Annotated in this window: 18 protein-coding genes and 1 other RNA gene; 9 read left to right on the plus strand and 10 right to left on the minus strand. The window is 71.4% G+C overall.

All coding sequences use genetic code 11. The features are described 5' to 3' along the window. Positions 1 to 93: 93 nt before the first annotated feature. Positions 94 to 1,086, minus strand: a complete 993-nt coding sequence (locus tag ACWD68_RS07195) for a LysR family transcriptional regulator (protein WP_451805472.1) — start codon at positions 1,084 to 1,086, stop codon at positions 94 to 96. An 83-nt stretch (positions 1,087 to 1,169) separates the two neighbouring features. Here ACWD68_RS07195 and ACWD68_RS07200 point away from each other — a divergent pair, with 83 nt between their 5' ends. The 7 genes from ACWD68_RS07200 (at position 1,170) to ACWD68_RS07230 (ending at position 12,117) form a co-directional block, all read left to right on the plus strand. Next, positions 1,170 to 2,501: an MFS transporter gene (locus ACWD68_RS07200; protein WP_451805473.1), complete on the plus strand. Its 1,332-nt coding sequence runs from the start codon at positions 1,170 to 1,172 to the stop codon at positions 2,499 to 2,501. Between the two features lie 315 nt (positions 2,502 to 2,816). Then, complete coding sequence (locus ACWD68_RS07205) at positions 2,817 to 4,112, plus strand: extracellular solute-binding protein (protein WP_451805474.1); 1,296 nt, start codon at positions 2,817 to 2,819, stop codon at positions 4,110 to 4,112. Further along, on the plus strand, positions 4,109 to 5,077 hold the full coding sequence (locus ACWD68_RS07210) for a carbohydrate ABC transporter permease (RefSeq protein ID WP_451805475.1): 969 nt from the start codon (positions 4,109 to 4,111) through the stop codon (positions 5,075 to 5,077). The genes ACWD68_RS07205 and ACWD68_RS07210 overlap by 4 nt, the downstream gene beginning before the upstream one ends. Then, complete coding sequence (locus tag ACWD68_RS07215) at positions 5,074 to 5,895, plus strand: carbohydrate ABC transporter permease (protein ID WP_451805476.1); 822 nt, start codon at positions 5,074 to 5,076, stop codon at positions 5,893 to 5,895. The genes ACWD68_RS07210 and ACWD68_RS07215 overlap by 4 nt, the downstream gene beginning before the upstream one ends. An 11-nt stretch (positions 5,896 to 5,906) precedes the next feature. Beyond that, on the plus strand, positions 5,907 to 8,162 hold the full coding sequence (gene yicI, locus ACWD68_RS07220) for an alpha-xylosidase (protein ID WP_451805477.1): 2,256 nt from the start codon (positions 5,907 to 5,909) through the stop codon (positions 8,160 to 8,162). Continuing rightward, positions 8,162 to 9,175, plus strand: coding sequence for a LacI family DNA-binding transcriptional regulator (locus ACWD68_RS07225; protein WP_451805478.1), 1,014 nt, complete (start codon positions 8,162 to 8,164; stop codon positions 9,173 to 9,175). The genes yicI and ACWD68_RS07225 overlap by 1 nt, the downstream gene beginning before the upstream one ends. Positions 9,176 to 9,186: 11 nt before the next feature. Continuing rightward, positions 9,187 to 12,117 carry a glycoside hydrolase family 3 C-terminal domain-containing protein gene (locus ACWD68_RS07230; RefSeq protein WP_451805479.1) on the plus strand — a complete coding sequence of 977 codons (2,931 nt, stop codon included), beginning with the start codon at positions 9,187 to 9,189 and terminating at the stop codon, positions 12,115 to 12,117. Between the two features lie 87 nt (positions 12,118 to 12,204). Here ACWD68_RS07230 and ssrA read toward each other — a convergent pair. From ssrA to ftsE, 5 genes are all read right to left on the minus strand, one after another. After that, positions 12,205 to 12,593, minus strand: a transfer-messenger RNA (tmRNA) gene (gene ssrA, locus ACWD68_RS07235). Positions 12,594 to 12,747: 154 nt separating this feature from the next. Continuing rightward, positions 12,748 to 13,281: an SsrA-binding protein SmpB gene (smpB, locus tag ACWD68_RS07240; RefSeq protein ID WP_451805526.1), complete on the minus strand. Its 534-nt coding sequence runs from the start codon at positions 13,279 to 13,281 to the stop codon at positions 12,748 to 12,750. Between the two features lie 82 nt (positions 13,282 to 13,363). Then, positions 13,364 to 14,530, minus strand: coding sequence for a S41 family peptidase (locus ACWD68_RS07245; protein WP_451805480.1), 1,167 nt, complete (start codon positions 14,528 to 14,530; stop codon positions 13,364 to 13,366). A 67-nt stretch (positions 14,531 to 14,597) separates the two neighbouring features. Beyond that, complete coding sequence (gene ftsX, locus ACWD68_RS07250; RefSeq protein ID WP_266759361.1) at positions 14,598 to 15,518, minus strand: permease-like cell division protein FtsX; 921 nt, start codon at positions 15,516 to 15,518, stop codon at positions 14,598 to 14,600. 33 nt (positions 15,519 to 15,551) lie between these two features. Next, the gene (gene ftsE, locus ACWD68_RS07255; RefSeq protein ID WP_451805481.1) at positions 15,552 to 16,241 is read right to left on the minus strand and encodes a cell division ATP-binding protein FtsE; all 690 of its coding nucleotides are present in this window, start codon (positions 16,239 to 16,241) and stop codon (positions 15,552 to 15,554) included. A gap of 301 nt (positions 16,242 to 16,542) precedes the next feature. On the opposite strand from ftsE, the gene ACWD68_RS07260 reads away from it, so the two are divergent. Further along, positions 16,543 to 16,734, plus strand: coding sequence for a hypothetical protein (locus tag ACWD68_RS07260; protein WP_266759365.1), 192 nt, complete (start codon positions 16,543 to 16,545; stop codon positions 16,732 to 16,734). Positions 16,735 to 16,828: 94 nt separating this feature from the next. Here ACWD68_RS07260 and ACWD68_RS07265 read toward each other — a convergent pair whose 3' ends face one another. The 4 genes from ACWD68_RS07265 to ACWD68_RS07280 all read right to left on the minus strand — a co-directional run bounded on the left by ACWD68_RS07265 (position 16,829) and on the right by ACWD68_RS07280 (position 22,013). After that, positions 16,829 to 17,428, minus strand: a complete 600-nt coding sequence (locus ACWD68_RS07265; RefSeq protein WP_451805482.1) for a hypothetical protein — start codon at positions 17,426 to 17,428, stop codon at positions 16,829 to 16,831. 337 nt (positions 17,429 to 17,765) lie between these two features. Further along, entirely contained in the window at positions 17,766 to 18,872 is a 1,107-nt protein-coding gene (gene prfB / locus ACWD68_RS07270) for a peptide chain release factor 2 (protein WP_451805483.1), read from the minus strand. A gap of 78 nt (positions 18,873 to 18,950) precedes the next feature. Further along, on the minus strand, positions 18,951 to 20,192 hold the full coding sequence (locus ACWD68_RS07275; protein WP_451805484.1) for a serine/threonine-protein kinase: 1,242 nt from the start codon (positions 20,190 to 20,192) through the stop codon (positions 18,951 to 18,953). A gap of 105 nt (positions 20,193 to 20,297) precedes the next feature. Beyond that, positions 20,298 to 22,013, minus strand: coding sequence for a serine/threonine-protein kinase (locus tag ACWD68_RS07280; protein ID WP_451805485.1), 1,716 nt, complete (start codon positions 22,011 to 22,013; stop codon positions 20,298 to 20,300). Positions 22,014 to 22,515: 502 nt separating this feature from the next. On the opposite strand from ACWD68_RS07280, the gene ACWD68_RS07285 reads away from it, so the two are divergent. Next, positions 22,516 to 26,400 carry an FHA domain-containing protein gene (locus ACWD68_RS07285; RefSeq protein WP_451805486.1) on the plus strand — a complete coding sequence of 1,295 codons (3,885 nt, stop codon included), beginning with the start codon at positions 22,516 to 22,518 and terminating at the stop codon, positions 26,398 to 26,400. Positions 26,401 to 26,676: the final 276 nt, after the last annotated feature.

The raw sequence follows: 26,676 nt of genomic DNA on the forward strand, positions 1-26,676 counted from the left end.
GGATCGAGCCCCCACTCGACCCGAGCGCCCCCAATATCACACTGTGCCCGGACGAAGAATGTAGCGCACGTGTGGGACTCGTGTGGTTACGTCTCATGTACAGCTCATCAAAACGAGTGCATCGGTGGCCGGAATCCACCCTTCCTCAGGGCTGAGAAGCCATTCTTCCTCGGTCGCGAGTTCGATGGCTGCTCGCCCGAGCGCATCGATCCCGGGGTGCACAAGTCCCTTTCGCCACACCAGTGACACGGGTGACAAGGGAACCGGATCGACGAGCGGCTTCGTCACCGTCCCCGGCGTGGCCGGAAACTCCACCACGGCGAGGACCGGAGTCCGCTTCTTGGCCATGATCCGCTGAAATTCCTCGACTCCGACAGCCACCGGTGCGGGTGAAGCGAGGGTGATCCCTCTTCCCTCGAACAGGTGACGTGCCAGGTCGGTCCACTCCAGCGTCCGGGGGTTTCCCGCTCCGGCGTACACCGTCTCGCCCGCGAGCGCGGCCAGCGGCACCACGTCCAGAGCGGCGAGGTGGTGGTCCTCGGGCAGGACGACGGCCATCGGCTCGTAGCGCACGATCCGCTGGTCCAGCCGGGCCCGTACGGCCGGGTCGAGTCCCGCGAACCGGCCGAAGGACGCGTCCAGGCGTCCGGCGAGCAGCTCCGCCGCCGCGCCGGTGAGCCCTGTCTCGTAGCGGGCCATCAGTTCGCTGCCGGGGGCGAGTTCACGGGCCCGGTCGAGGACGCGGCTGGAGACCAGGCCGGGCGTATTGACGTCGACGAGCAGAGGCCGCTCCTCGCCGCCGCGCCCCGCGAAGGCGTCCAGCAGCGCGTCATGCGCCTCCAGCACACGGCGCGCGTACGGCAGCAGCCGCTCGGCGTCCACCGTCGGCGTCACCTGCCGGGTCGTCCGTACGAACAGTTCCGCCCCGAGCTCCCGCTCCAGCCGGCGGATGTCGCGGCTGAGGGACTGCTGGGCGACGTACAGCCGCGCGGCGGCGCGGGTGAAGTGCAGCTCCTCGGCGACGGCGAGGAACGCGCGCAGGAGACGGGGGTCCAGATGACCGGGGAGGGGGCGTTGACCAGGCATCACGTGAACCTACAACCCAGGTGCGTCAATCGCGACGGAGTAAGTGTTGGACCGCTCCCGCGGTGCCGGGCGACGGTTCACCCATGTCGCCGCTCACCCCGTACCGCCGCCTCTTCGCGCTGCCCGGCACCCGCGCCTTCACCCTCGGCAACCTCGTCGCGCGGCTGCCGATGGGCATGTTCAGTGTGAGCGCGGTCATCATGATCGCGAGTTCGCGGGGCTCGTACGCCCTCGCCGGCGCCGTCACGGCGACCGGTCTGGCGGCGACGGCGGTGGTCGCTCCCTGGACCGCGCGTCTCGTCGACCGGCACGGGCAGGCCCGGGTGGCCGTGCCCGCCACGGCCTTCGCGCTGCTGGGCGGGATCGGACTGGTGGCGTGCGTCCGTCTCGGCGCGCCCGACTGGACCCTCTTCGCCGCGTACGCCGCCACCGCCACGACCCCCAACACGGGCGGGATGTCCCGCGCGCGCTGGGCCCACCTCCTCGAGGGCGACGCGGCGGCGCTGCACACCGCGAACTCCTTCGAGCAGGCCGCGGACGAGCTGTGCTTCATGCTGGGCCCGGTGCTCGCGGCCCTGCTGTGCGGAACGCTCTCCCCGGAGGCGGGCATGCTGACGGGGTCCGCCCTGCTGATGACGGGCGTCCTGCTCTTCACCGCGCAGCGTTCGACCGAGCCGCCGCCCCAGCCGCGTACGACGTCCGCCTCGCCCCTGCTCGCGCCCGGAATGCCCCCGCTGCTCCTCTCCTTCCTCGCCACCGGCGCGGTATTCGGCGCGATGGAGGTGGTGACCATCGCGTTCGCGGACGAGCGGGGGCACAGGTCCGCCGCGGGCGTGGTCCTCGCCCTCCAGGCGGCGGGGTCGTGCGCGGCGGGTCTGCTCTTCGGAGCCGTCGCGGGGAGCGCCTCCTCCTCCGACTCCTCGCTTCCCGTGCGGCGGTACGTGCTGTGTGTCGGGGTGATGGCGGTCCTGCTGACGCTGCCCCTGCTCGCCGTCCGGCTCACCGGCTCGCTCGCGGTTCTCGCGGGGGCGCTGCTCGTGGCGGGTATGGCGACCGCCCCGACCATGGTCACCGGGATGACGCTGGTCCAGCGGCGCACACCCGAGGGCCGGCTGAACGAGGGCATGACCCTCGCGGTGACCGGGCTGCTGGGCGGGATCGCCGGGGGCTCGGCGGCCGGCGGGTGGATGGTCGAGCATGTCTCACCGGCCGCGGGGTACACCGTGCCGGTCACGGCGGCGGCGGTCGCGTTCGTGATCGCCGCGCTGGGCGCGAGGACGGGTGGGGTGACGCGTACGGGGACGCGTGTGGTGCGCTCGGGGCGACGCCGGGCCCCTGCCGTGCCGGGCGTGAGGACGGAACGAGCCGGGGAGGTCCCTGTCCCCGCAGCGCAGGGGACGAGGAACGGCGCGTAACCCCGGGACCGGAAGCCCTGCGGACGCCCGGCCGGCGGACCCCATGACGTCCGTCGGCCGCCCACCTCGCAGTTCGGCCCGTCGGACACCCTCCGCCCTGCTCTCGGACCCACCTCTGTCCGACGTGTCCTGCCATTCGGGCACCCCTCCGTCCGGCCTGTCGAACCCCTGCCCCAATTCCGGCTCACCCCATTGACGCACCCACAGCCCCCACATACCTTCCCCCGTCGAAGCGCTTCGACGTCACGCATCGAACCGATTCGACGAACGCTGCGTGGCGGCCCCGATCCCATCCAACTCCTCTGGAGGCAGTGGATGTTGACGACACGAAGGCGTGCGGCGGCGACGGTGGCGGCGGCCTTGGCGGGCGCCCTGCTGGCGACGTCCTGCGGCGGCTCCGACGGTGGCTCGTCGGACGGCAGGACACTGAAGCTGTGGCACTACGAAGGGCCGGACAGCGCGATGGGGGTGGCCTGGAAGGCGGCCATCAAGGAATTCGAAGCGCAACACCCGGGCGTCCAGGTGAAGTTCGAGGAGAAGGGCTTCGAGCAGATCCAGAAGACGGCGCCCATGGTCCTCAACTCGAACGACGCCCCCGACCTCATGGAGTACAACAAGGGCAACGCGACCGCGGGACTCCTGTCCAAACAGGGGCTCCTCACCGATCTCACCGCCGAAGTGACCGAGCGCGGCTGGGACAAGAAGATCAGCGGCGGGGTGCGGACCATCAGCCAGTACGACACCAACGGCGTCATGGGCTCCGGCAAGTGGTACGGCGTGCCCGACTACGCCGAGTACACGATGGTGTACTACAACAAGGACCTCTTCAAGAAGTACGGCATCGCCGAACCCGGCACGCTGGGCGAACTCACCACCGCCATGGACAAGTTCGTCGCGAAGGGCATCACCCCGCTCGCCAACGCGGGCGCCGAGTACATGGCCCAGCAGTACCTCTACCAGCTGGCCCTGTCCAAGGCCGACCGGTCCTGGGTCGACACGTACGAGCTCTACCAGGGCAAGGCCGACTTCCACGACACGGCCTGGACGTACGCCGCGACCACCTTCGCCGACTGGGTGAAGAAGGGCTACATCGGCAAGAAGTCCAGCGGGCTCAAGGCCGAGGACGCGGGTGTCTCCTTCATCCAGGGCAAGAGCCCGATCCTGTTCTCCGGGAGCTGGTGGTACGGCCGCTTCAAGACGGAGAACACATTCGACTGGGGCACCTTCCTGTGGCCCGAGAGCAACCTGACCCTCGGCTCCGGCGGCAACCTCTGGGTCGTCCCCAAGGGCGCGAAGAACAAGGACCTCGCCTACGACTTCATCGACATCACCCTGTCGAAGAAGATCCAGAACCTGCTGGGCAACCAGGGCGGCGTCCCGGTGGCGGCCGATCCCGCGGCCATCACGGACCCCCGGGCCAAGACCCTGATCGCGGACTTCAACGCCCTCTCCGGGAAGGACGGCCTGGCCTTCTATCCCGACTGGCCCGTCGCCGGGTTCTACGACGTCCTCGTCTCGGAGACACAGAAGCTGATCACCGGGAACGAGAAGCCGGACGCCTACCTGTCCGCCTTGCAGAAGGCGTACGACAAGGGCGTACCGAAGACATGACGGTCACCGTCGAGCGGGGCGGCCGGGTCGTGCGCGGGCAGCACAGCGACGCGACCCGCCCGCGCCGTCCCCGGACCTCCTACGCCCTCTTCCTGCTCCCCGGGTTCGCCGCCTTCCTCGTGGTCGTCGTCGTCCCCTTCCTGATGAACACCGCTGTGAGCTTCACCGACTGGCAGGGGGTCGGCAGCCCCACCTGGTCCGGTCTGGCCAACTACCGCGAGCTGATGGACGATTCCGAGTTCTGGGCGTCCTTCCGGCACAGCCTGTTCATGGTCGTCGCGATGGCCGTCGTACCGACCGCCCTCGGACTCGTCCTCGCCGCCGCCCTGTTCGACTTCGTCGCCAAGCACATCGGGACGAGGACGGCGGCCGTGCTCCGCGCCTGCTTCTACCTCCCCCAGGTCCTGCCGATCGCCGTCGCCGGCATCGTCTGGAGCTGGATCCTCGCGCCCGACAACGGATCGCTCAACGAACTGCTCGAGGCCGTCGGCCTCGGATCCTGGCAGCAGGACTGGCTGGGCGACCCCGACCTCGCGCTCTACAGCGTCATGTGCGTGATGGTGTGGGTGCAGATCGGCTTCCCGCTCGTCGTCTTCATGGCGGGGCTGCAACGCGTGGACCCACAGCTGTACGAGGCCGCCGAGCTGGACGGCGCGGGATGGTGGCGGCGGTTCTGGCACATCACGCTGCCGCAGATCCGCCCGGAGATCTCGGTCGTCCTCCTGTGGTGCACGATCGCCGCGCTGAAGGTGTTCGGGGCGGTGTACGTCCTCACGAAGGGCGGCCCGGGCGGTGCCACCGACGTGCCGTCCTACTTCTCCTTCACGACCTTCTTCGAGAAGACCCAGGTCGGCTACGGCGCCGCGATCTCCACCGTCCTGACCGTGATCATCCTGGCCCTGGCGCTGATCGGGCTGAAGTTCCAGACACGCGCCGAGGACGCCGAGGAAGGAGTCCGCGTATGACAGTCCTCCGCCGCTACCCGGTTCTCGTGGCCCTCGTCATCGGCGCGCTGTTCATGGTGCTGCCCTTCGCCGTCGTCGCGGTCAACGCGGTCAAGTCGCCCGCCGAGTACTCCGAGCACGGACCGCTGAGCCTCCCGCACGGCCTCTACCTCGACGGTATCGAGGACTTCTGGCAGCGCGTCGACTTCGGGCGGAAACTCCTCAACTCGGTGCTGATCTCCGGCTCGGTGGCGGTCGGGGCCGCCGTCCTCTCGGTCCTCAACGCGTACGCCATCGGCATCGGCCGGATCAGGGGCCGCACCTGGGTGCTCGCCTTCTTCGTCCTCGCCAACACCCTGCCGCAGGAGGCGCTGGTCTACCCGGTCTACTACCTGAGCAAGCAGGCCGGCCTCTACGACACCAGGCTCAGCGTGATCATCGTGTTCACGGTGATCCAGGCGGCCTTCGGCACCTATCTTCTCTCCTCCGTCCTCGGGCGGTTCCCGCGCGAGATCATCGAGGCCGCGCGGATCGACGGGGCGAACCGGTGGCAGGTGCTGTGGCGGATCGTGGTCCCGGTCAGCCGCCCCACGATCGGCGTGCTCCTCGTCTTCTTCTTCATCTGGACGTGGAACGAGTTCCTGCTGCCGCTGGTCATGCTGATCTCCAACGACAACCAGACGGTGTCGGTGGCCCTCGGTGTCCTCCAGGGCCAGCGTCTGATGGACGCCACGATGACGAACGCGGCCGCCCTGCTGGGTGTCCTGCCCGCCATCGTCTTCTTCCTCGTCTTCCAGCGGACCCTCACCCGCGACATCGCCGTCGGCGCAGTGAGGTAAGGGGTAGGACAGTGAAGTTCACGGACGGCTACTGGCTGCTGCGCGAGGGCGTCACCGCGGCCCACCCGGTCGAGGTCCTCGATGTGACCTCGGGTCCCGGCGGCCTGGAGATCCACGCGCCGACGCAGCCCATCCGGCACCGCGGCGACCTGCTGAAGGGACCGGTCGTGACGATCAGCGCCCACGCGCCGATGCCCGACGTCATCGGCGTCACGTTCACCCACTTCCAGGGCGAGGAGCCACGAGGGCCCCGGTTCGAGCTGCGCGGAACCGGGTTCGCGCCGCACGCGGAGTACGACGACCGCTACGCGACCCTCACCGCGGGCGCCCTGTCCGTCCGGGTCGCCCGTACCACTCCCTGGCACATCGACTTCCTCGCGCACGGACGCACCCTCACCAGCAGCGGCCCCAAGGGCATGGGCATCATGCGGGACGCGACCGGCGCCCACTATCTGCGCGAGCAGCTGAACCTCGGCGTCGGCACACAGGTCTTCGGCCTCGGTGAGCGGTTCGGGCCGCTCGTCAAGAACGGCCAGGTCGTGGACATGTGGAACGCGGACGGCGGCACGGCCACCGAACAGGCCTACAAGAACGTGCCGTTCTATCTGACGGACGCGGGCTACGGCGTCTTCGTCGACCACCCGGGGCGGGTCTCCTTCGAGGTCGGCTCGGAGGCGGTCTCCCGGGTCCAGTTCAGCGCCGAGACCCAGCAGTTGACGTACTACGTCATCCACGGCCCGACGCCGAAGGACATCCTGCGCAAGTACACGGCACTCACCGGGCGTCCGGCCCTGCCGCCCGCGTGGTCCTTCGGGCTGTGGCTGTCGACGTCCTTCACCACCTCCTACGACGAGGACACCGTCACCTCCTTCATCGACGGCATGCGGGAGCGTGAACTCCCGCTGTCCGTCTTCCACTTCGACTGCTTCTGGATGCGCGAGTTCAACTGGTGCGACTTCCGGTGGGATCCGCGGGTGTTCCCCGATCCGGAGGGGATGCTGACACGGCTGAAGGACAAGGGGCTGCGGATCTGTGTCTGGATCAACCCGTACATCGCGCAGCGCTCGCCGCTGTTCGCCGAGGGGCGGGCCCTCGGACATCTGCTCAGGCGGCCCGACGGAAGCGTCTGGCAGTGGGACCTGTGGCAGCCGGGCATGGCGCTGGTCGACTTCACCAGCCCGGCCGCCCGGGACTGGTACGCCTCGAAGCTGGAGGCGCTGCTGGAGCAGGGCGTCGACTGCTTCAAGACGGACTTCGGCGAGCGGGTCCCGGTGGATGTGGCGTACGCCGACGGAGCCGATCCGGAGCGGATGCACAACTACTACACGTACCTCTACAACCAGACCGTGTTCGATGTGCTGCGCAAACACCGAGGGGAGCACGAGGCCGTCGTCTTCGCCCGCTCTGCGACCGCGGGGAGTCAGCAGTTCCCGGTGCACTGGGGCGGCGACTGCGAGGCGACGTACGCGTCGATGGCCGAGTCGCTGCGCGGCGGGCTCAGCCTCGGCATGTCGGGGTTCGGGTTCTGGAGCCATGACATCGGCGGCTTCGAGGGGACCCCGACGCCCGCCCTGTTCAAGCGGTGGATCGCCTTCGGGCTGCTGTCCTCGCACAGCCGGCTGCACGGTTCGTCCTCGTACCGCGTGCCCTGGCTCTTCGACGAGGAGGCCGTGGACGTCCTGCGGCTGTTCACCCGGCTGAAGCTCGGCCTCATGCCGTATCTGTACGAGACCGCCCGCACCGCCCACGCGGAGGGCGTGCCGATGATGCGGGCGATGGTGCTGGAGTTCCCTGACGATCCGGGCTGCGCGCATCTGGAGCGGCAGTACATGCTCGGCCCCGATCTGCTGGTGGCGCCCGTCTTCAGCGACGACGGGGACGTCTCGTACTACGTGCCCGAGGGCACCTGGACCCCCTATCTCGGTGGCCCGCCGGTGACCGGGCCGCGCTGGGTGCGCGAGCGGCACGGTTTCCTGAGCGTGCCGCTGCTCGTGCGGCCGGGCGCGGTGCTCCCGGTGGGCGCGGTGGACGACCGGCCCGACTACGACCACGCCGACGGCGTCACCCTGCGCGCGTACGGCCTGGATCGGGGCGCCCGGGTGACGGTGCCGGTCGGCGGGGTGACCTTCACCGTCGTGCGCGAGGGGGACACACTGCGCGCGTCCTGCGCCGATCCCGCGGGGCCCTGGGGGCTGGCCGCCGGCGGGCGCGAGGTGCGGGCCCGGGCCGGGACGGGCTTCCTCTCCCTGGAGCTGGGGTCCGAGTGATGGTCAAGATCACCGATGTGGCCCGGCACGCCGGGGTCTCCCCGAGCACCGTCTCCTACGCCCTCAGCGGCAAGCGGCCGATCTCCGAGGCGACCCGGCGGCGCGTCGAGGAGAGCATCCGCAGGCTGGGCTACCGCCCGCACGCGGGGGCCAGGGCGCTCGCCAGCAGCCGGTCGAACGTCCTCGCGCTGGTGATCCCGCTGCGGGCGGGCATCCATGTGCCGGTCGTGATGCAGTTCGCGGTGTCGGTGGTGACGGCGGCCCGCCGGCACGACCACGACGTCCTGCTGCTCACGCAGGAGGAGGGCGAGGACGGGCTGCGCCGGGTCGCGGACACCGCTCTGGTGGACGCGCTGATCGTGATGGACGTCCAGCTCCACGATCCCCGGCTGCCGTCGCTGCGCGCCCTGGACCGGCCGTCGGTGCTCATCGGATTCCCGGCCGCCGCCGACGGGCTCACCTGCATCGACCTGGACTTCAAGGCGGCCGGTGAGCTGTGTGTGGAGCGGCTCGCCGGGCTCGGGCACCGGGTCGTCGCGCTGGTCGGGTCGCCGCCGGAGGTCTATGTGCGGGGCACGGCGTTCGCGCAGCGGGTGGTGCAGGGGTTCACGGCCGCCGCCGACCGGGGCGGGCTCGTCTCCTCCGTCCACCCCTGCGAGGCCTCGCCCGCCGCCGCACGCCGGATCGCCGAGCAACTCCTGCGCGAACAACCCGCGTTGACCGGCGTCGTCGTCCACAACGAGCCGGTCCTGGAGCCGCTGATCGACGCCTTCGAACAGCTCGGCCTGCGGGTTCCGGCCGATCTGTCCGTCACCGCCATCTGCCCGGACGAACTCGCCGAGGGCCTGCGCGTCCCGGTCACCTCCATCGCCATCCCGTCCGCCGAAGTGGGCGCGCGGGCCGTCGAGTTGCTGATGAACAAGCTGAACGGCACGCCCGCCGCGGAGGCGACCCTGCTCACCCCCCGGATGACCGAGCGCGCCAGCACCGCACCACGCACGCTGACTTCCTGAGGAGACGTGTCATGCGGAAAGGCAGCAAGAAGAGAAGAAGACCCGGAACGGCGGCCCTGGTGACCGTGGCCCTCGCGCTGATCGCGGGCCTGGCCACCACCGCGGGCCCCGCCACCGCGTCCCCGTACTCCCACCCCTTCCGCGATCCGCGCCTGCCCGTCGCCGACCGCGTCGGGGATCTGCTGGGCAGGCTCACCCTCGACGAGAAGGTCTCCCTGCTCCACCAGTACGAGCCCGCGATCCCCCGCCTCGGCATCCAGGCGTTCCGCACCGGGACCGAGGCCCTGCACGGCGTCGCCTGGCTGGGCAGGGCGACGGTGTTCCCGCAGGCGGTCGGGCTCGCCTCGACCTGGGACCCGGCGCTGATCGAGCGGGTCGGTTCGGCGGTCGGCGACGAGGCGCGCGGCTTCCAGCGGGAACGCCCGGACGGCTGGGGCCTCAACCTGTGGGCGCCGGTGGTGAACCTGCTGCGCGATCCCCGCTGGGGCCGCAACGAGGAGGGCTATTCCGAGGACCCGTATCTCACCGGCTCGATCTCCACGGCGTACGGCGAGGGCCTGACGGGCGGCGACCCCGACCATCTGAAGACGGCGCCCACGCTCAAGCACTATCTCGCCAACAACAACGAGGCGCACCGGGCGACCACCTCCTCCGACCTGCGGCCGCGGGTGCTGCACGAGTACGACGAGGCGGCCTTCGCCCCGGCGATCCAGGCGGACGCGGCGACCGGCGTCATGTCCTCGTACAACCTGGTCAACGGCCGTCCCAACACGGTCAGCCCGGATCTGGACGACGTCGTGCGCGGCTGGACGGACCGGGATCTGCTGAACGTCACCGACGCCTTCGCCCCCGGCAACCTGCTGCCCGCCACCCAGAACTACCACCCCACGCTCGCCGACGGCGACGCGGCCGCGCTGAAGGCGGGCATCGACAGCTTCACGGACAACGGCACAGACCCGGAGCCGACCACCACAGCCGTCAAGGCGGCCCTGTCCACAAGCCTGCTGAAGGAGTCGGACGTGGACAGCGCCGTCTCCCACATCCTCGCCGTCCGCGTCCGGCTCGGCGAATTCGACCCGAACGGCGGGACGTACGGAGCGATCGACGCGTCCGTCATCGACAGCCCTGCCCACCGGAAACTCGCGCGCGAGGCGGCCACCGAAGCGGCCGTCCTGCTGAAGAACGACAACACGCTTCCTCTGAAGGCGACTTCGGGTGGCAGTGTCGCCGTCGTCGGTCCGCTCGCCGACACCCTCTACACCGACTGGTACTCGGGCACCCTGCCCTACGCCGTCACGCCCAGAGCGGGCATCGAGGCCAAGCTCGGCACCCCGGTGGCGAGCAGCGAGGGCGCGGACCGCGTCACGCTCAAGGACACGGCGACGGGGAAGTACGTCACCGCGGGCGCTTCCGAGGCGGGGGCGGCGTTGAAGGAGAGCGCGGAGAGCGGCCCGGCCTCCCAGTTCGACGTCTTCGACTGGGGCTCCGGCATCGTGACGCTGCGCTCGGCTGCCAACGGGAAGTACGTCGGCTACGACTGGTCGGGCTTCGTGAACGACCAGGCGCAGCCCAACGGCTGGTACGTGCAGCAGCAGTTCAGGCTGGAGCGGCAGGGGGACGGCACGTATCTGCTCCGGTACGCCGGGTACGAGACCGCGGAGTCCTGGTGGTCGAACCCCGTCTACCTCGGGCCGACCGACGCCGACGGCACCCTCGGCCTGGTCTCCGAGGAGCGGGCGGCGCACTACTCCAGGGATGTCGTCCGCAGCGGGGTCGACGAGGCCGTGGCGGCGGTGAAGGGCAAGGACACGGCGGTGGTCGTGGTCGGCTCGATGCCCTCGATTAACGGCCGTGAGGACCACGACCGCACCGACATGGGTCTGGCCCCCTCGCAGGAAGCCCTGGTCAGAGCGGTGCGGGCGGCCAATCCGCAGACCGTCGTGGTCGTCGAGAACAGCTACCCGACCACCCTCGGCGCCCTCCAGGACGAGGTCCCCGCCCTCCTGTGGACCACCCACGCGGGCCAGGAGACCGGCAACGCCCTCGCCGACCTGCTCTACGGGGACGCGAACCCGGCCGGCCGCCTCACCCAGACCTGGTACCGCTCGGAGTCGGACCTCCCGTCGATCCTCGACTACGACATCATCAAGTCGGCCCGCACCTACCAGTACTTCGAGGGCCGGCCGCTCTACCCCTTCGGCTACGGCCTGTCGTACACCTCGTTCCGCTACAGCGCGCCGAAGCGCGTCGACGGCGGTTACGAGGTCGCCGTGACCAACACCGGCGAGCGCGCCGGCGACGAGGTCGTCCAGCTCTACACGCACCAGCGGGTGTCGCGCGACAAACAGCCGCTGAAGCGGCTGAAGGCGTACGCGCGGGTGACGCTGAAGCCGGGCGAGACGAAGACCGTGCGGCTGGCGCTGCGCACGAAGGACCTGGCCCACTGGGATGTCACGCGCTCGCGGTGGGTGGTGGAGAGCGGGACGTACGACGTGCTGGCCGGAGCGTCGGCGACGGACATCCGCTCCCGCGCGACCCTTCGGGTGCGGGGTGAGACGATCCCGCCCCGGGACCTCGGCCGCACCACCCGTGCCGAGAACTTCGACGACTACGCCGGGACGCATCTCGTGGACGAGTCGAAGGCACGCGGCACGGCGGTGGGGTCGACGGCCGACGGCGCGTGGCTGAAGTTCGCGGACACCGAACCGGCCGGCGGGGCGATGGAGTTCCGTGCCCGCGTGGCCGGTGCCGCCGGAACCGTCGAGGTCCGCCTCGGCTCCCCCACCGGGACCCTCCTCGGCACGGCACACCCGCACGGCACCTCGTCGCCGTACGCCTACGAGACGGTGACCGCGGCTCTGGCGAAAGCGCCGAAGGGCCGCGCGGACGTGTACCTGGTGCTGAGCGGGGGTCTGCGTCTCTCGACGTTCTCCCTGCGCTGACCGTCCCGATCGACACGGACGAACGACGAAGGCCCCGCTGCCTGAGCAGCGGGGCCTTCGTCACGATATTCAATTGGAACATGGGATGAGTGGAGATGGCGGGAATCGAACCCGCGTCCAACGGTGCAAAATCAGGGCTTCTCCGTGCGCAGTTCGCTGCGATTTTCTCAGCCCCGGTGATCACGCGAACAAGTCGCCGACGGGCTCAGTCACTGTTTGATTTCCCACCGAACCCCGTGACCGGGCTCGGTGGTTTAGTCCCCTAGATTATGCCAGGATCCGGGTCGGGAACACTCCCGGGCTGACACCCATTAAGGGTCCCTCACTCACTGCTTATTAGGCAGCGAGGGCGAAGGACTGGGAATCGCTCTTGGTATTGGCGATTATTTTTTGCGACATATGGTTAACGAGATCATTGCCGCTTCCTCGACACGCTTCCCCTGCTTCAACAGCCGCTGTCGAAACCGATCATCCCCATGTTGATTTTTCAAAACTCGGTTCCTCCGGGGAGGAACCCCGCACCCGCTGTGAGGTGCGTTGCCATCGTACGTGACCAACGCACGACGGTGCCAGCCTATTCCCGCGGGCCGGCCGTGCCCGCCTTCCGGCGGTCCGGCTCCGCTCGCCGCTCTACTCGCCGCGCTGCTTCCGCTTGGCCGCCGAGATCGCGCGGTCCGACTCGCGCCGGTCCTGCTTCTCGCGCAGGGTCTGCCGCTTGTCGTACTCCTTCTTGCCTCGGGCGAGCGCGATCTCCGCCTTGGCCCGGCCGTCCTTGAAGTACAGGGCGAGCGGCACGATCGTGTGACCCGTCTCCTGGGTCTTCGCCTCCAGCTTGTCGATCTCCTCGCGGTGCAGGAGGAGCTTGCGCTTGCGGCGCACGGTGTGGTTCGTCCAGGTGCCCTGGCTGTACTCCGGGATGTGGGCGTTGTGCAGCCACGCCTCGTTCCCGTCGATCTGGACGAAGCCGTCCGCCAGCGAGGCGCGGCCCTGGCGCAGCGACTTCACCTCGGTGCCGGTCAGGACGAGCCCGGCCTCGTAGGTGTCGATGATCGCGTAGTCGTGCCGCGCCTTCTTGTTCTGCGCGACGATCTTGCGCTTGCCGTCCTTGGCCTTGCCGGAGCCCTGCCCGCCCTGCTTGGGCTGGGACTCCTTCGGTACGTACATTCCCTTGCTCATAGTGCTGGCCATTTTCGCACTACAGGGGGGCTCGGGGGAAAGCCGATTACCGGGCCCGGTAATCCGGGGGTCACGAAGGGTCCCCGAGACCGCTCAGCACGGTCTCGGCCCGCTCCAGCGACTCCTTGTCCGCCTCCAGGTCGGGGGTGATGCCCCGGCCGTCGACGGAGCGCCCCGCGGGGGTGCGGTAGTGGCCGACGGTCAGCTCGGCGACGGAGCCGTCGGGCAGCCGGCTCGGCATCTGGACCGAGCCCTTGCCGAAGGTCCTGGAACCTACGACGACCGCGCGCCCGCGGTCCTGGAGGGCCCCGGTGAGCAGCTCGGCCGCGCTCATCGTGCCGCCGTCGACGAGCGCGACCAGGGGCCGGGCGGTGTCGCCGCCGGAGTCGGCGTGCAGGGCGCGCTGGGCGCCGTTCACGTCGTACGTGGCGACGAGGCCGCCGTCGAGGAAGGCGGAGGCGGCGGTGACGGCCTCGGTGACCAGGCCGCCCGAGTTGCCGCGCAGGTCGAGGACGATCCCGGCCCGGCCGGGTGCCCGGCCGACGGCGGACCGTACGGCGTCGCCCACGCCCTTGGTGAAGGCGTCGACCTTGATCATGGTGACTTCGCTGGGGAGCCTGCTGACGGTCACGGAGTCCGTCGAGAGCCTGGCGCGGCGCAGGGTCCTGCTCCACGTCCGCGTGCCGCGCTCCAGACCGAGGGAGACCTTCGTGCCCGCGTCCGCGTCGTCCGCGTCGCCGCGCAGTAAGGAGACGACCTCGGTGACCGGCCGGCCGTCCACCTTCGCGCCGTCGACGGTGCGCAGCCGGTCGCCCTCGCGGATGCCCGCCGCGGCGGCGGGCGAGCCGGTCCGGACGCGGGTGATCTCGATCCGTCCGTCGCGCTCGCGGCGGGCCCACAGGCCGACGCCGGTGTACTGGCCGTCGAGGGCTTCCTCGAACTCCTCGTAGTCGCCCTGGGAGTAGACGGCGCCCCAGCGGTCGCCGCTGCGGCTGACGGCTCGCTCGGCGGCCTCCATGGGGGACTTGCCGTCGGCCATCGCCCGGGCGGCGGCGTCGGTGACCTCGTCGTGGTGGCGTGCCGACGCCGAACGGGGCGTGCCGGCCGCGGTCTTCCGGTCGGAGTCGGAGAAGGATCCGGTCGCCGCGCCGGCGACGAGGACACTCGCGAACACCAATGTCAGGGCCGCCCCGCGGCGGATGCGGCGGGGCTCGCAGAACAGGTCACGGCCTGACATGCCGGTGAGTCTAGGACAACGCGAAGGGCCGCACCGCCGGTTGGCGGTACGGCCCCATTGGCATGCGTCACACCTTCAGGTACTTGCGCAACGCGAAGAACGCGGCCAGCGCGGGCATCAGCAGACTTGTCGCGAGGATGAGCGGGAGCTTGGTCAACACGGCGTCCCAGCCGATGAAGTTGATCAGGTTCAGCTTCTCGGACAGGGCCAGCCCGTGGTCGATGATGAAGTACCGGGCGATCAGCAGGAAGCCGCAGGCGACACCGCCGCCGATGAGTCCGGCGACCGCGGCCTCGGCGATGAACGGTGCCTGGATGTAGAAGCCGGAGGCGCCGACGAGGCGCATGATGCCGGTCTCACGCCGCCGGCTGAACGCCGAGACGCGCACCGTGTTGACGATCAGCATCAGCGCGACGACGAGCATCATCGCCATCACCGCGCGCGCGGCCCAGTTCATGCCGTTGAGGAGCCCGAAGAGGTTGTCCAGGATGCCCTTCTGGTCCTGCACGGACTGCACGCCGGCACGGCCGTCGAAGGCGGTCGCGATGACCTGGTACTTCTCCGGGTCCTTCAGCTTGATCCGGTACGACTCCTGCATCTGGTCCGGCGTGAGGGAGCTGGCCAGCGGGGAGTCGCCGAACTGCTCCTTGTAGTGCTTGTACGCCTGGTCCGAGGACTCGTACGCGACCTTCTGGACGACCGTGGACATCTTGTCCAGGTCGGCGAGGATCTGCTTCTTCTGGTCGCTGGTCACCGCGCCCTTGGCGCAGTTGGGGTCGGACTCGGCATCGCTCTTGTTGCAGAGGAAGATCGAGACGTTGACCTTGTCGTACCAGTAGCCCTTCATGGTGTTCACCTGGTCGCTCATCAGGAGCGAGCCGCCGAACAGGGCGAGCGAGAGGGCGACCGAGACGACGACCGCGAAGGTCATGGTCAGGTTGCGGCGGAGACCTACACCGATCTCCGACAGAACGAACTGCGCGCGCATGGCGTCTTCCTCAGACCTTTCCGTGGACGATGATCAGTGCTGGTAGCCGTAGACGCCGCGTGCCTGGTCGCGGACGAGACGGCCCTGCTCCAGCTCGATGACGCGCTTGCGCATCTGGTCCACGATGTTCTGGTCGTGCGTCGCCATCAGGACCGTCGTGCCCGTCCGGTTGATCCGGTCGAGCAGTTTCATGATGCCGACGGAGGTCTGCGGGTCGAGGTTTCCGGTCGGCTCGTCGGCGATGAGGAGCTTGGGCCGGTTCACGAAGGCTCTCGCGATGGCCACACGCTGCTGCTCACCACCGGACAGCTCGCCGGGTCTCCGGTCCTCCTTGCCGCCGAGGCCGACGAGGTCGAGCACCTGGGGCACGGACTTGCGGATCTCGCCGCGGGACTTGCCGATGACCTCCTGGGCGAAGGCCACGTTCTCGGCGACCGTCTTGTTGGGCAGGAGACGGAAGTCCTGGAACACGGTCCCCAGCTGGCGGCGCATCTGCGGCACCTTCCAGTTGGAGAGGCGCGCGAGGTCCTTGCCCAGGACGTGCACCTGACCGTGGCTGGTCCGCTCCTCGCGGAGGATCAGCCGCAGAAAGGTGGACTTTCCGGAGCCGGAGGACCCCACGAGGAACACGAATTCTCCGCGCTCGACCTCCAGGGAGACATCCCTGAGAGCGGGGCGGGTCTGCTTGGGGTAGACCTTGGAGACGTTGTCGAATCGGATCACGGATGCACCACGGGTCGCCGGGGGTAGGTGTGCGTGACCATACGCGAACCGGGTGTGCGAGCGCAGTCGGCGTACGGGGTTGCGCGAGGCTTGCACTTTTTGTCACGGATCTGAGATGCGTTTCGCCCCGGATCCGAGCGGCTGGCGGGGCTCCGGGAGGGGCAGGATAAGGCGAGCCGCGCCGAAATCCGCGGAACCTGGCACAGTGGTAGGGGAACGGTTGCGTTCCCCGCAGCGTTAAGAGAGCGACGCGTACGCGAGAACGGTGCGTACGCGGAGACGGCGCAAGGAGGGCCAGCGCATGACGTACGACCGATTGGTATGCGCTAATTGCGCGTCGCCGGTCAGCGAGGGCCGCTGCCGCGTGTGCCGCGCGAACCGGGAGCGGCTCCAGCAGGAGAGCCCCTTCGCGGGAATGAACCCCATGGCACTGATCGCCCTGCTCGCGGTACTGATCGCGGCACTGGCGCTGGTGGCCCACCAGACGGTGTGAGAGCCCCACGGACGGCGCCGCCGCGCCGAACCGCCCCTGACACGAGAAGGGCCCGGAGCGAGCTGCTCCGGGCCCTTCGTCATACGCGTGTGCGTCAGGCGGCGGCACCGCCGCGGCCGCCGGCGAGGCGCGGCAGCAGGCGGAAGCCGATACCACCGGCGATCATCGTGGCGGCACCGAGGAGCAGGAACGTGGTCTGACCCGCACCCGTCTCGGCCAGCTCACCGTCGTTGCTGCCCTGGGGCGTGGTGTCCGAGCCCGTGTCGGTGAGGGCCGAGGAGCCCTCTTCCTGGGTGGAGGATCCACCGTCGGGGTCGGCGTTGTTCCCGCTGCCACCCGTGCCGCCCTCGGCGGGCGCGGAGCTGCTGCCGGAGGTGGGCTCGTCGGTCGGCTCGGTGGGCTCCTCGGTGGGCTGAGTCGGCTCCTCGGTCGGCTCCGTGGGCTCCTCGGTGGGCTCGGTGGGCTCCTCGGTGGGCTCCGTGGGCTCCTCGGTGGGCTCGGTCGGCTCCTCCGTGGGCTCGGTCGGGATGCCCGTCTCGGTGGGCGTCGGGGTCGGGTCGTCGGCGGTGGTCGCGCTGAGGCCGGCGTCGAGGTCGAGCGCCGAGGCGGCACCCGCCGCGGTCAGCGAAGCACCGGCGGCAATCACCACACCGGCGGCTATCCGCGCCACGCGGATCCGCGTCTTCTTGGTCATCTGCCTGCTACCCCCAGTAGCTGATCGTCAATGGAGCAGCGCCCGGGGCCACGGCGTCACAGGCGGCTTCGTTCGGCCCCCCGGTTCACATGCGCCCCGGTGATTACGCATGCCACGCGTCACCCTTCCCAGTTTTCAAAGCATCGTCAAGGTCGTTGCGTACGCGATGTCCGGAACACCATCGTTTGCCTGCCGTGCGGACATGTGACTGTGACGTATAACCCAGACAACCCCCACAACAAAGGCAACTGCCGTCCGATGGACGGCAGTTGCCTTGTCGACAAAGAGGTTTTCAGCGGGACGGAGACCGTCCGCCCGTACCGCGCCTCTCGCGCGTCTACTTCTCCTGCTGCTTGCGCCAGCGAATTCCGGCCTCGAGGAAGCCGTCGATCTCGCCGCCGAACACGGCCTCGGGGTTGCCTACTTCGAACTCGGTGCGCAGGTCCTTGACCATCTGGTACGGGTGCAGGACGTACGAACGCATCTGGTTTCCCCAGGAGTTGCCGCCGTCGCCCTTCAGGGCGTCCATCACGGCCTGCTCCTCCTGCCGGCGCCGCTCGAGGAGCTTGGCCTGCAGAACGTTCATGGCCGAGGCCTTGTTCTGGATCTGCGACCGCTCGTTCTGGCAGGAGACGACGATGCCGGTGGCGAGGTGGGTCAGACGGACCGCGGAGTCCGTGGTGTTGACGCCCTGGCCGCCGGGACCGGACGACCGGTACACGTCGATCCGCAGCTCCGACTCGTCGATCTCGATGTGGTCGGTCTGCTCGACGACGGGCAGGATCTCGACACCGGCGAAGGAGGTCTGGCGACGCCCCTGGTTGTCGAAGGGCGAGATGCGCACCAGCCGGTGCGTGCCCTGTTCCACGGAGAGCGTGCCGTAGGCGTACGGGACGTGGACGGCGAAGGTGGTGGACTTGATGCCCGCCTCTTCCGCGTACGAGGTCTCGTAGAGCTCCGTCTTGTAACCGTGACGCTCCGCCCAGCGCAGGTACATGCGCTGGAGCTTCTCGGCGAAGTCGGAGGCGTCGACGCCTCCGGCCTCGGCACGGATGGTGACGACGGCCTCGCGGGAGTCGTACTCACCGGACAGGAGGGTGCGGACCTCCATCTCGTCCAGCGCCTTCTTGACGGCCGTGAGCTCGGTCTCGGCCTCGGCGCGGGTGTCCGGGTCGTTCTCCTCCTCGGCCATCTGGAAGAGCACGCTCAGATCGTCGATACGCCCGCGGAGCGCCTCGGCCTTCCTGACCTCCGCCTGGAGGTGGCTCAGCTTGCTGGTGATCTTCTGTGCCTCTTCCGGGTCGTCCCACAGGGACGGCGCGGCCGCCTGCTCCTCGAGCACGGCGACATCTGCCCGCAGCTTGTCGAGGTCCAGGACGGCCTCGATCGACTCCATGGTCGAGGAGAGGGACTTGAGCTCTTCGGAAACATCGACGACTGCCACGCCTCCAGCGTAACGGCTACGACAACCGGGGCTCGCCCGTCGCCCCCCTGGGGCCCCGCCCCTCCCGCGCCCGGGGGGTCACGGGGAGGCCGGGGCCGAGTTCTTCGTGTCCTGGGGGGTCGCGTCGGCGTCGTCGCCGGAGGTGGCGAGCCAGGTGCCGACACCCACCGCGGCGACGAGGGCGACCGCCGCCGTCCCCAGGGTGATCCGCCGCCGCCGGGCGGAGGCGCGGTGCCGGGCGGATCCCGGACGGGGCGCGCCCGCGGCGCGGGGCGCCCGGGCCGTGCCCCGGGCCCCGCCGGCCAGCTCGTCCGGCGCGGGCACCCGCATCGAGGTGTGCGTGTCCCGGTTCGAGTCGGGCGCGGCCCCCGGCACGAGGGGTACGGCGCCGCGCCGCACCCGGGCGGCGGGCTCGGCCGGCTCCGCGGTCTCCTCGTACTCCTCGTCCTCGTCCTCGGACTCCGCGTCCGGCGAGTCCACGTCCAGCGGGGGCATTCCTGCCAGCAGCGGCATCTGCTCCCGCAGCCGTGCGCCCAGCTCCGAGGCCCGCAGCCGCGAAGCGGGCGCCTTGGCCAGGCACTGCACGATCAGCTGCCACAGCTCGTCCGGGATGCCGGGGAGCGGGACCACGGTCTCCGTGACATGGCGGCGCAGGACCGCGCCGGGGTGTCCGCCCCCGAAGGGCGTGAACCCGGCGAGCAGCTCGTAGAGCACGGTCGCCAGCGCGTAGATGTCGACGGCGGCCCGCGGCGGCAGGCCCTCGATGATCTCGGGCGCCAGGTAGTCCGGCGTGCCGATGATCTTCGTGGCCCGGGTCCGGCGCGGCGAGTCGATGAGCTTGGCCACACCGAAGTCGGTCAGGAGGGCCGGGTGGGAGCCGCCGGGGCCGAGCGGGCCCTGCATGTCGAGCAGGACGTTCTCGGGCTTCACGTCGCGGTGGACGACCCCGGCTGCGTGCGCGGCCGCGAGTCCGTCCGCGACGTCGGCGACGATCGCCACCGCGGCCTCGGGGGCGAGCCGCCGCTCCCGGTCGAGCCGGGTGCGCAGGTCGGTGCCCCGGACGAGATCCATGACGAGGGCGAGGTCGTTGCCGTCCACCACCAGGTCGCGCACCGCCACCACGTGGGGATGGTCGAGACCGAGCAGTGCGGTGCGCTCCTGCACGAAGCGCCCCACGAGCTCCTGGTCGGACGCGAGGTCCTCGCGCAGCAGCTTGATGGCGACGGGCCCCTCGGGTCCCTCGCCCAGCCACACCGTGCCCGCGCTCCCCCGCCCCAGGATCTGGTTCGCGGTGTACCGGCTGCCGATCTTGCGTGCCAAGACTGCTCCTACAGACGCGTGTTGCCGCTTAAAGTACGCGCCCGAGGAGCCAACCTTCACTCCCGAGACCGAAATCACCCGTCGGATATCGACAAATCCCCAGAGTCAGTTGCCCGAGGGAGTGCTTCCGCCGAGATCGCCGATCCAGCCGCTGACCTCGTCGTACCAGTGGGTCAGCTGGCCCCAGAAACTCCTGGTGGAGCCGATCCAGTCCTGGAGGGGACTGAATTCCCAGACCAGCCAGCCGGCGACGAACAGGATGACGATCGTGAACAGGCAGCCCTTGAGGCAGCCGAGTCCCGGGATCTTCATGGGGTTGGCGCCGCGCTGACGGGGCTCGCGCGGCGCGGGCTGCTGGGGCCGCTGGGGCTCCGGCGCGTACCGCTGCGGCTGGGGCTGCTGCTGGGGCGCGGGGGCGTAACGCTGCGGCTGCTGGTGCTGCGGCGCGTACTGCTGTTGCTGCTGCTGCGGGTATCCGTATCCGGGCGGCGGCTGCTGGCCCCGCTGGGGACGCTGCTGCTGGGGCTGCTGCTGCGGGCGCTGCTGCTGAGGCTGCTGCTGCGGGCGCGCCACCTGCCGCTGGGGGCGGCGGCGCAGCGGGTCCTCGTTCGGGTCGAGGTACTGGACCTGCGTCTGTTCGTTGCGGTCGCGGGCCGCGCGCATCTGGTTCTGCCAGGGGTGCGGGTCCTCGCCCTGACCGGGCTGTCCGCCCGGCTGGTGCGGGGGCACCGGCGGCATCACGGCGGTCGGGTCGGCCGCGCCGCGGGTCGGCAGCACGGAGGTGCGGTCGGCGTCGCCGGAGGTGTGCGGCAGCACGCTGGTCGCGCCGTACGGGTCGTAGGAGCCCGCGCCCTGCGGCAGCACCTGCGTGGGGTCGGCCGCGCCGGGCATGCCCGGGACGGGTGCCGGGGCCGGGTCGGGTGCGAGCAGGGCGCCCACACCCTCGGCCGCGGCGATCTGCGCGGCGTTCGCGTGCACCCCGACGCCCGCGGCGACGGCGCGCAGTGCGCGCGCGAGGTTCTCGGCGCTGGGCCGCTCGTCCGGGTTCTTGCGCAGGCAGCGCTCTATGACGGTCCACAGCGGGTCGGGGACGGTCGAGGGGCGGCGCGGTTCGGCGCTCAGGTGCTGGTGCAGCACCTCGAGGGCGGAGCCGCCGGCGAACGGCGGGCGCCCGGTGACCAGCTCGTACATCAGGATGCCGGCGCCGTAGATGTCGACGGCGGACGTCTGCGGACGCCCCTCGGCGGACTCCGGGGCGACGTACGCGGGCGTGCCGACGAATTCGTGGGTGCGGGTCAGGCCCGGGGAGTCGGCGAGCCGGGCGATGCCGAAGTCGGTCAGCATCGGGTGCATGGCGCCGCCGTCCTGCTTGAGCAGGACGTTCGCGGGCTTCAGGTCGCGGTGCACGACGCCGTCGGCGTGGCTGGCGGCGAGCGCGTCGGCGACCTGAGCGGTCAGGAGGGAAGCGGCGACGGGCGAGAACGGCCCGTTCTCGCGCAGATAGCGGTGCAGGTCGGGCCCGTCGATCAGGTCCATGACCAGGGCGAGGAGATCGCCTTCGACGACGAGGTCGCGTACGCGCACGATGTTCGGGTGGGTCAGGCGCAGCAGCACCGACCGCTCCCGCAGGAACCGCATCACGATGTCCGCGTCGCTCGCGAGCTCTTCCTTCAGGACCTTGATCGCCACGGTCTCGCCGGGCTGCCCGGCGACGGCCGCCTCGGCGCCCGCGGTCTCCCGCTGGCGGGCTCGCCAGACCGTGCCTGTGGCGCCGCGCCCCAGCGGCTCCTCAAGGAGGTACTTGCTCCCTACCGGCCGCACGTCATGCGCTCCCTGTTGCTTGCTTGCCTGGTCCGTCCACCGTGATCACCGTGATACAGGTGTTCCGCCCCACTGTAGTGCCGCCGTACGCGGCACCGGGCTGTCGTCCTCGTGTGCTTCCCCATAGGTCCCATGCACGCCTGTGGTCCGCATAAGCGCTTACGTACGCGTTCCCGTACCTGTTCGACGGGAAGGCGCCCGAAAGACGCTCGCTCATGTTCGACGGAAAGACGCTCAGTCCGGTCACTTGGTTGCCGCGGGCCGGGCGTGACCGATCTCAAGCGGACACCGGGCGCGCACTGGTCAGGCACTTTTACGGGCAGAGCCGACCAATCAAGATCACTTACGGGTGGGGGGCGGGCGTGTTGTCGGTGGCAGGTGCGAGGATGCCTCCAGTACTGGCCGACGTGCCCGTGTGCGGTGGGGGAGATCTGCGGTGGGGGACCGCAGCGCAGCCTCGTCCTCGTCGCGGACACCTGCGCGGAAGGGACCCCTGACGGCGATGCAGATCCGGCTGACCGTCGTAGACCCGCTGGGCCCGCTCTCGGAGCCGCGGGGGCGAGCCACGGCCTGCGATGTGCTGGTCACCGCGCCCGCCGGGACGGCGCTGGCCGCGGTCGCGTCGGGGCTGGCCGCGGCGGTCGGGGGGAGCGGGGGCACTTCCCAGGGCGAGCGTGGCCGTGAGCCCGGCGGGGGCCAGATCGTGCTCTACGCGGGCGCGGAAAGACTCGACGTCCAGCGCTGCACCCTCGGCGAGCCGCCCCTGACCGACGGCGCCGTGCTGTGCCTCGGCGCACCCGCCGAGCCGGGTCCCGACCTGGACGACGTCTCCGCCCAACTGCACGTGGTCGCGGGCCCCGACGCCGGCGGCGTCCACCTGCTGCACGGCGGCCAGATCCACATCGGCCGCTCCGCGGACGCCGACGTGCCCCTGGACGACCCCGACGTGTCCCGCCTGCACTGCGCGGTCACCGTCACCCCCGAGGGCCGCGTCTCGGTCGCCGACATCGGCTCCACGAACGGCACGACACTCGACGGCTCCCGCGTGGGCAGCCGCCCGGTCCGCCTCACCGAGGGCGCGCTGCTGCGCGTCGGCGAGTCCGCCCTGCGGCTCGCGCCACCGGGAGGCCCGGGCGCTGTGCGCACGGCACCGGACGGCGAAGGTCATGTACGGGTGCAGGCCGGGGTGTCCGAGGACGGCGCCTTCGGAGTCGCCGGGGCCGGCGACCGGGCGGGCGCGGGCAGCACCGCCCGGCCGGGCGCGGCCCCCGCGGCGGCGGGCGGCCCCGCTGCGGACGTCCCGCGGGACGGATCCGCCGACGAGCCGGGCGCGCCGGGCTCCTCGTTTTCGCAGACTTCCTCACCGGACACTCCTCACCCGCACGCGGCCGTGCCCCACGCGCGCGGGGAGAGCGCCTCCCTCACGCAGAGGGGCGCCCTCCCTCCCCTGGGCGAGACGCATCACGCGTACGGGACCGCGGAGTGGGGGGCCTCCGGTGGCGGCGTCCCCGGGGCGCTGGAACACGGACGGGCGGTGCCCCCGGCCGTGCCGGAGCAGGGCGGGGCACCCCGGATCGAGAGCAGGCCGCGCGGCGGAGCGGCGGAGGGCGGCGGTTCCGCCCCCGGCGCCTCCCCGCGCGAGGCGGGTCGCCCGGGTGGACCCGCGGGAACTTCCGGCGGACGGGCCGGGACGGAGGCCGCGGGGACCTTCGGCACCGGGACCGCCGACGCGTCCGGCTACGACGGACCGGGCGTCCCGGGTGCGCGCAAAGGCACACCGACGCGGGGCACGGACATCCCGCCGGGGGTGCGCAGGCGGGGCGGTATCGGCGCGTGGGCCCGGCGGCTGACCGGCGGCCGCGGAGAACCGGCGGGGACCGATCGGGAGACGTACGACGACGGAACCGTCGCGGTGGAGGAGTCCCTTCCCTCCCTGCGGCGGTCGCCCGAGAGCTGGCCCGACCCTGCGACCCTGCTGCTCACCGCGCTGGGACCGGGTCCCCGGCTGTGGGAGCGGGGCTCCGGACACCCCGAGGCGCTGACGGTGCGTCTGGGCACGGCCGACCGGGCGGCACCGGACGGCTCGGGCCTGCTCCCGGCGGTGCCGGTGACCGCCGGACTGCGGGAGGTCGGCTCCCTGGGCCTGGCCGGACCGCGCGCGCGTCTCGCGGGGCTGGCCCGCGCGGTCGTCGCGCAGCTCGCCGCGCTCCACTCCCCCGACACCCTGGAAATCGTCCTCATCAGCACGGACCGCGCCCGCACGGTGCAGGAGCGCGGCGCCGAGTGGTCCTGGCTCGGCTGGCTCCCCCATCTGCGCCCCGCCCACGGCCAGGACTGCCGTCTCCTCCTCGCGTACGACCGTGAACAGGCGGCGGCGCGTACCGACGAACTCCTGCGCCGCCTGGAGGACCACCTGGCGGAGGCGGAGGGCGCACCGGGCGGCCGGGGCCCACGGTCCACAGGCGCCGGAGCGACTGTTCCGACCGCCCGGTCGGGAACGCACGAGGACGGCGAGCGCGTCGGCGACGACGGTCCACGGGGCGCGCCGCGGCGGCCCTCCTGGGCCCGGGCCGAGGACAAGGACGACGGCTACGACGGTCCGTACACAGTGGTCGTCGTGGACGGGGACCCCGGGGGCGCCGACGTACGGGAGGCCGTGGTGCGCCTCGCGCACGAGGGCTCGCGGGCCGGAATCCATCTGGTGTGTCTCGCCGAGACCGCGGCGGCGTCGCCCGCGTCGCCGGTGATGGACACCTACGAAGCCGCGTGCCGGGCCTCGCCGGCGTTCCGCGAGTGCGGGGCGGTGGCACTGCTCAGCGGGGACGTGGCCACGGCGCTGCGGTTGATGCGGGTGGCACCGGGCGGGACCGGCGAGCCCGCCCCGGATGCGGCGCCGCACGCCGGGTCCCGCGGTGGCTCCGACCGCACCGGAGCGGGTCCGGCCGGGCACGCGCGCCCGGGGACGTCGCACTCCGGTTCCCGGCACGACGGATCCACCCACACGGGCATTCCCCGTCCCGGCGCCGGGACCGCTCACGCCGCCGCTCCGCGTGCGGGCCGCGCCTCCGGTGCCGCCGGACAGCTGCCGCGCGGCCCCGTGGGGCATGGCACCGTCGCCGCCGTGGACGCCGTGTCGGTCGCCTGGGCCGAGCGGTTCGCCCGCGCCCTCGCGCCGCTGCGGACGGACGGGGCGCAGACGGACCGGCACGCTCGCGTGTCCGCGCCCCTGCCTCACATGGCGCGCCTGCTCGACGAGTTGGGGCTGGCGCGGGCCACCCCCGCGTCCCTGATGGCGCGTTGGGCGGACGCCGCGGACGACACCGAGGCGCTCGGCGGACGGGCCCGGGCCGTCCTCGGCGCGGGCCCGCGCGGACCCGTCGCCGTCGACCTGCCCGTCGAGGGCCCCCACCTGCTGATCGAAGGCCCGCCGGGCAGCGGCCGTACGGAACTGCTGCGCTCGGTGGCCGCGTCCCTAGCAGCCGCCGAACGGCCCGACCGGCTCGGGATCGTCCTGCTGGACGGACGCGACGGCACGGGAGGCCATGGCACGGGGAACGGCGGGGAAGGGCTTCAGGTCTGCACGGACCTGCCGCATGTCACCACGCACCTGACGGCCAACGACCCCGTGCGGATGCGGGAGTTCGCCCAGTCCCTGAGCGCCGAGCTGAAGCGGCGGTCCGAACTGCTGGGCCGGCTCGGCTTCGCGGAGTGGCACGCCGGGCGGGCGGTGTCCGGCCGGATCGTGTCGCAGCGCTCGGCCGGCACCTCGTCGAGCGGGACCTCGTCCCTGGGTGCATCGGACCTCGACTCGTCGCCCAGTTCGACCATGCGGCTGCGGCCGGCCGCCGCGCGGCAGCGGATCGAGCCGGGGCCGCCGCTGGCCCGCCTTGTCGTGGTCGTCGACGACCTGGACGCCTTGCTGGCACCACCGTTGGGTTCCCCGGGGCGTCCCGCTGCCGGTTCGGTGGTACGGGCGCTGGAGGCCGTTGCCCGGGAGGGCGACCGGCTCGGGGTGCATCTCGTGGCGTCGTCCGGGGCCGGCGGCCGTACGGCGGGGTCGGAACTGGCACGTTCCGCCGCGTTGCGCGTCACCCTCGACGCACCGTCGCCCGGACCGGAGGAACCCGCTCCCGGGCGGGGCCGGCTGCTCCGCCCGGACGGCCGGGAGACGCCCTTCCAGGGCGGCCGGGTCACGGGACGCATCCCCCGCACGGCCACGCTCCGCCCCACGGTCGTCCCGCTGGAGTGGCAGCGCATGGGCGACCCGCCGGCCCGCCGCCCGGTCCGCGAGCTGGGCAACGGCCCCACGGACCTGGCCCTGCTCGCCAGCGCCCTGGAGCGTGCCGCGCGTTCCGTCTCCGCGACCGAGGTGCCGTCCCTGCTGTAGCCCGCGCGGCGCGTTCGGCCCCGGGGCGACACCGCGCCGGGGCCACCAGAGCGCCCAGCCCCGGCACCCTACGGACGCCTGACACAGTGCGCAGCCCTGCACCGTCGGGAGGCCCGGCGCCATACGGAGGCCCGGCGCCATACGGAGGCCGGCGCCATACGGAGGCCGGCACCGTACGGAGGCCGGCACCGGGCGGAGGCCGGCACCGGGCGCGGCCCCGGCACAGCGCCCGGATCACCCCTTCGGTGCCGCTCACCATCCGTGACCCCACGTCAC

The organism is Streptomyces sp. NPDC005141 (assembly GCF_053599975.1).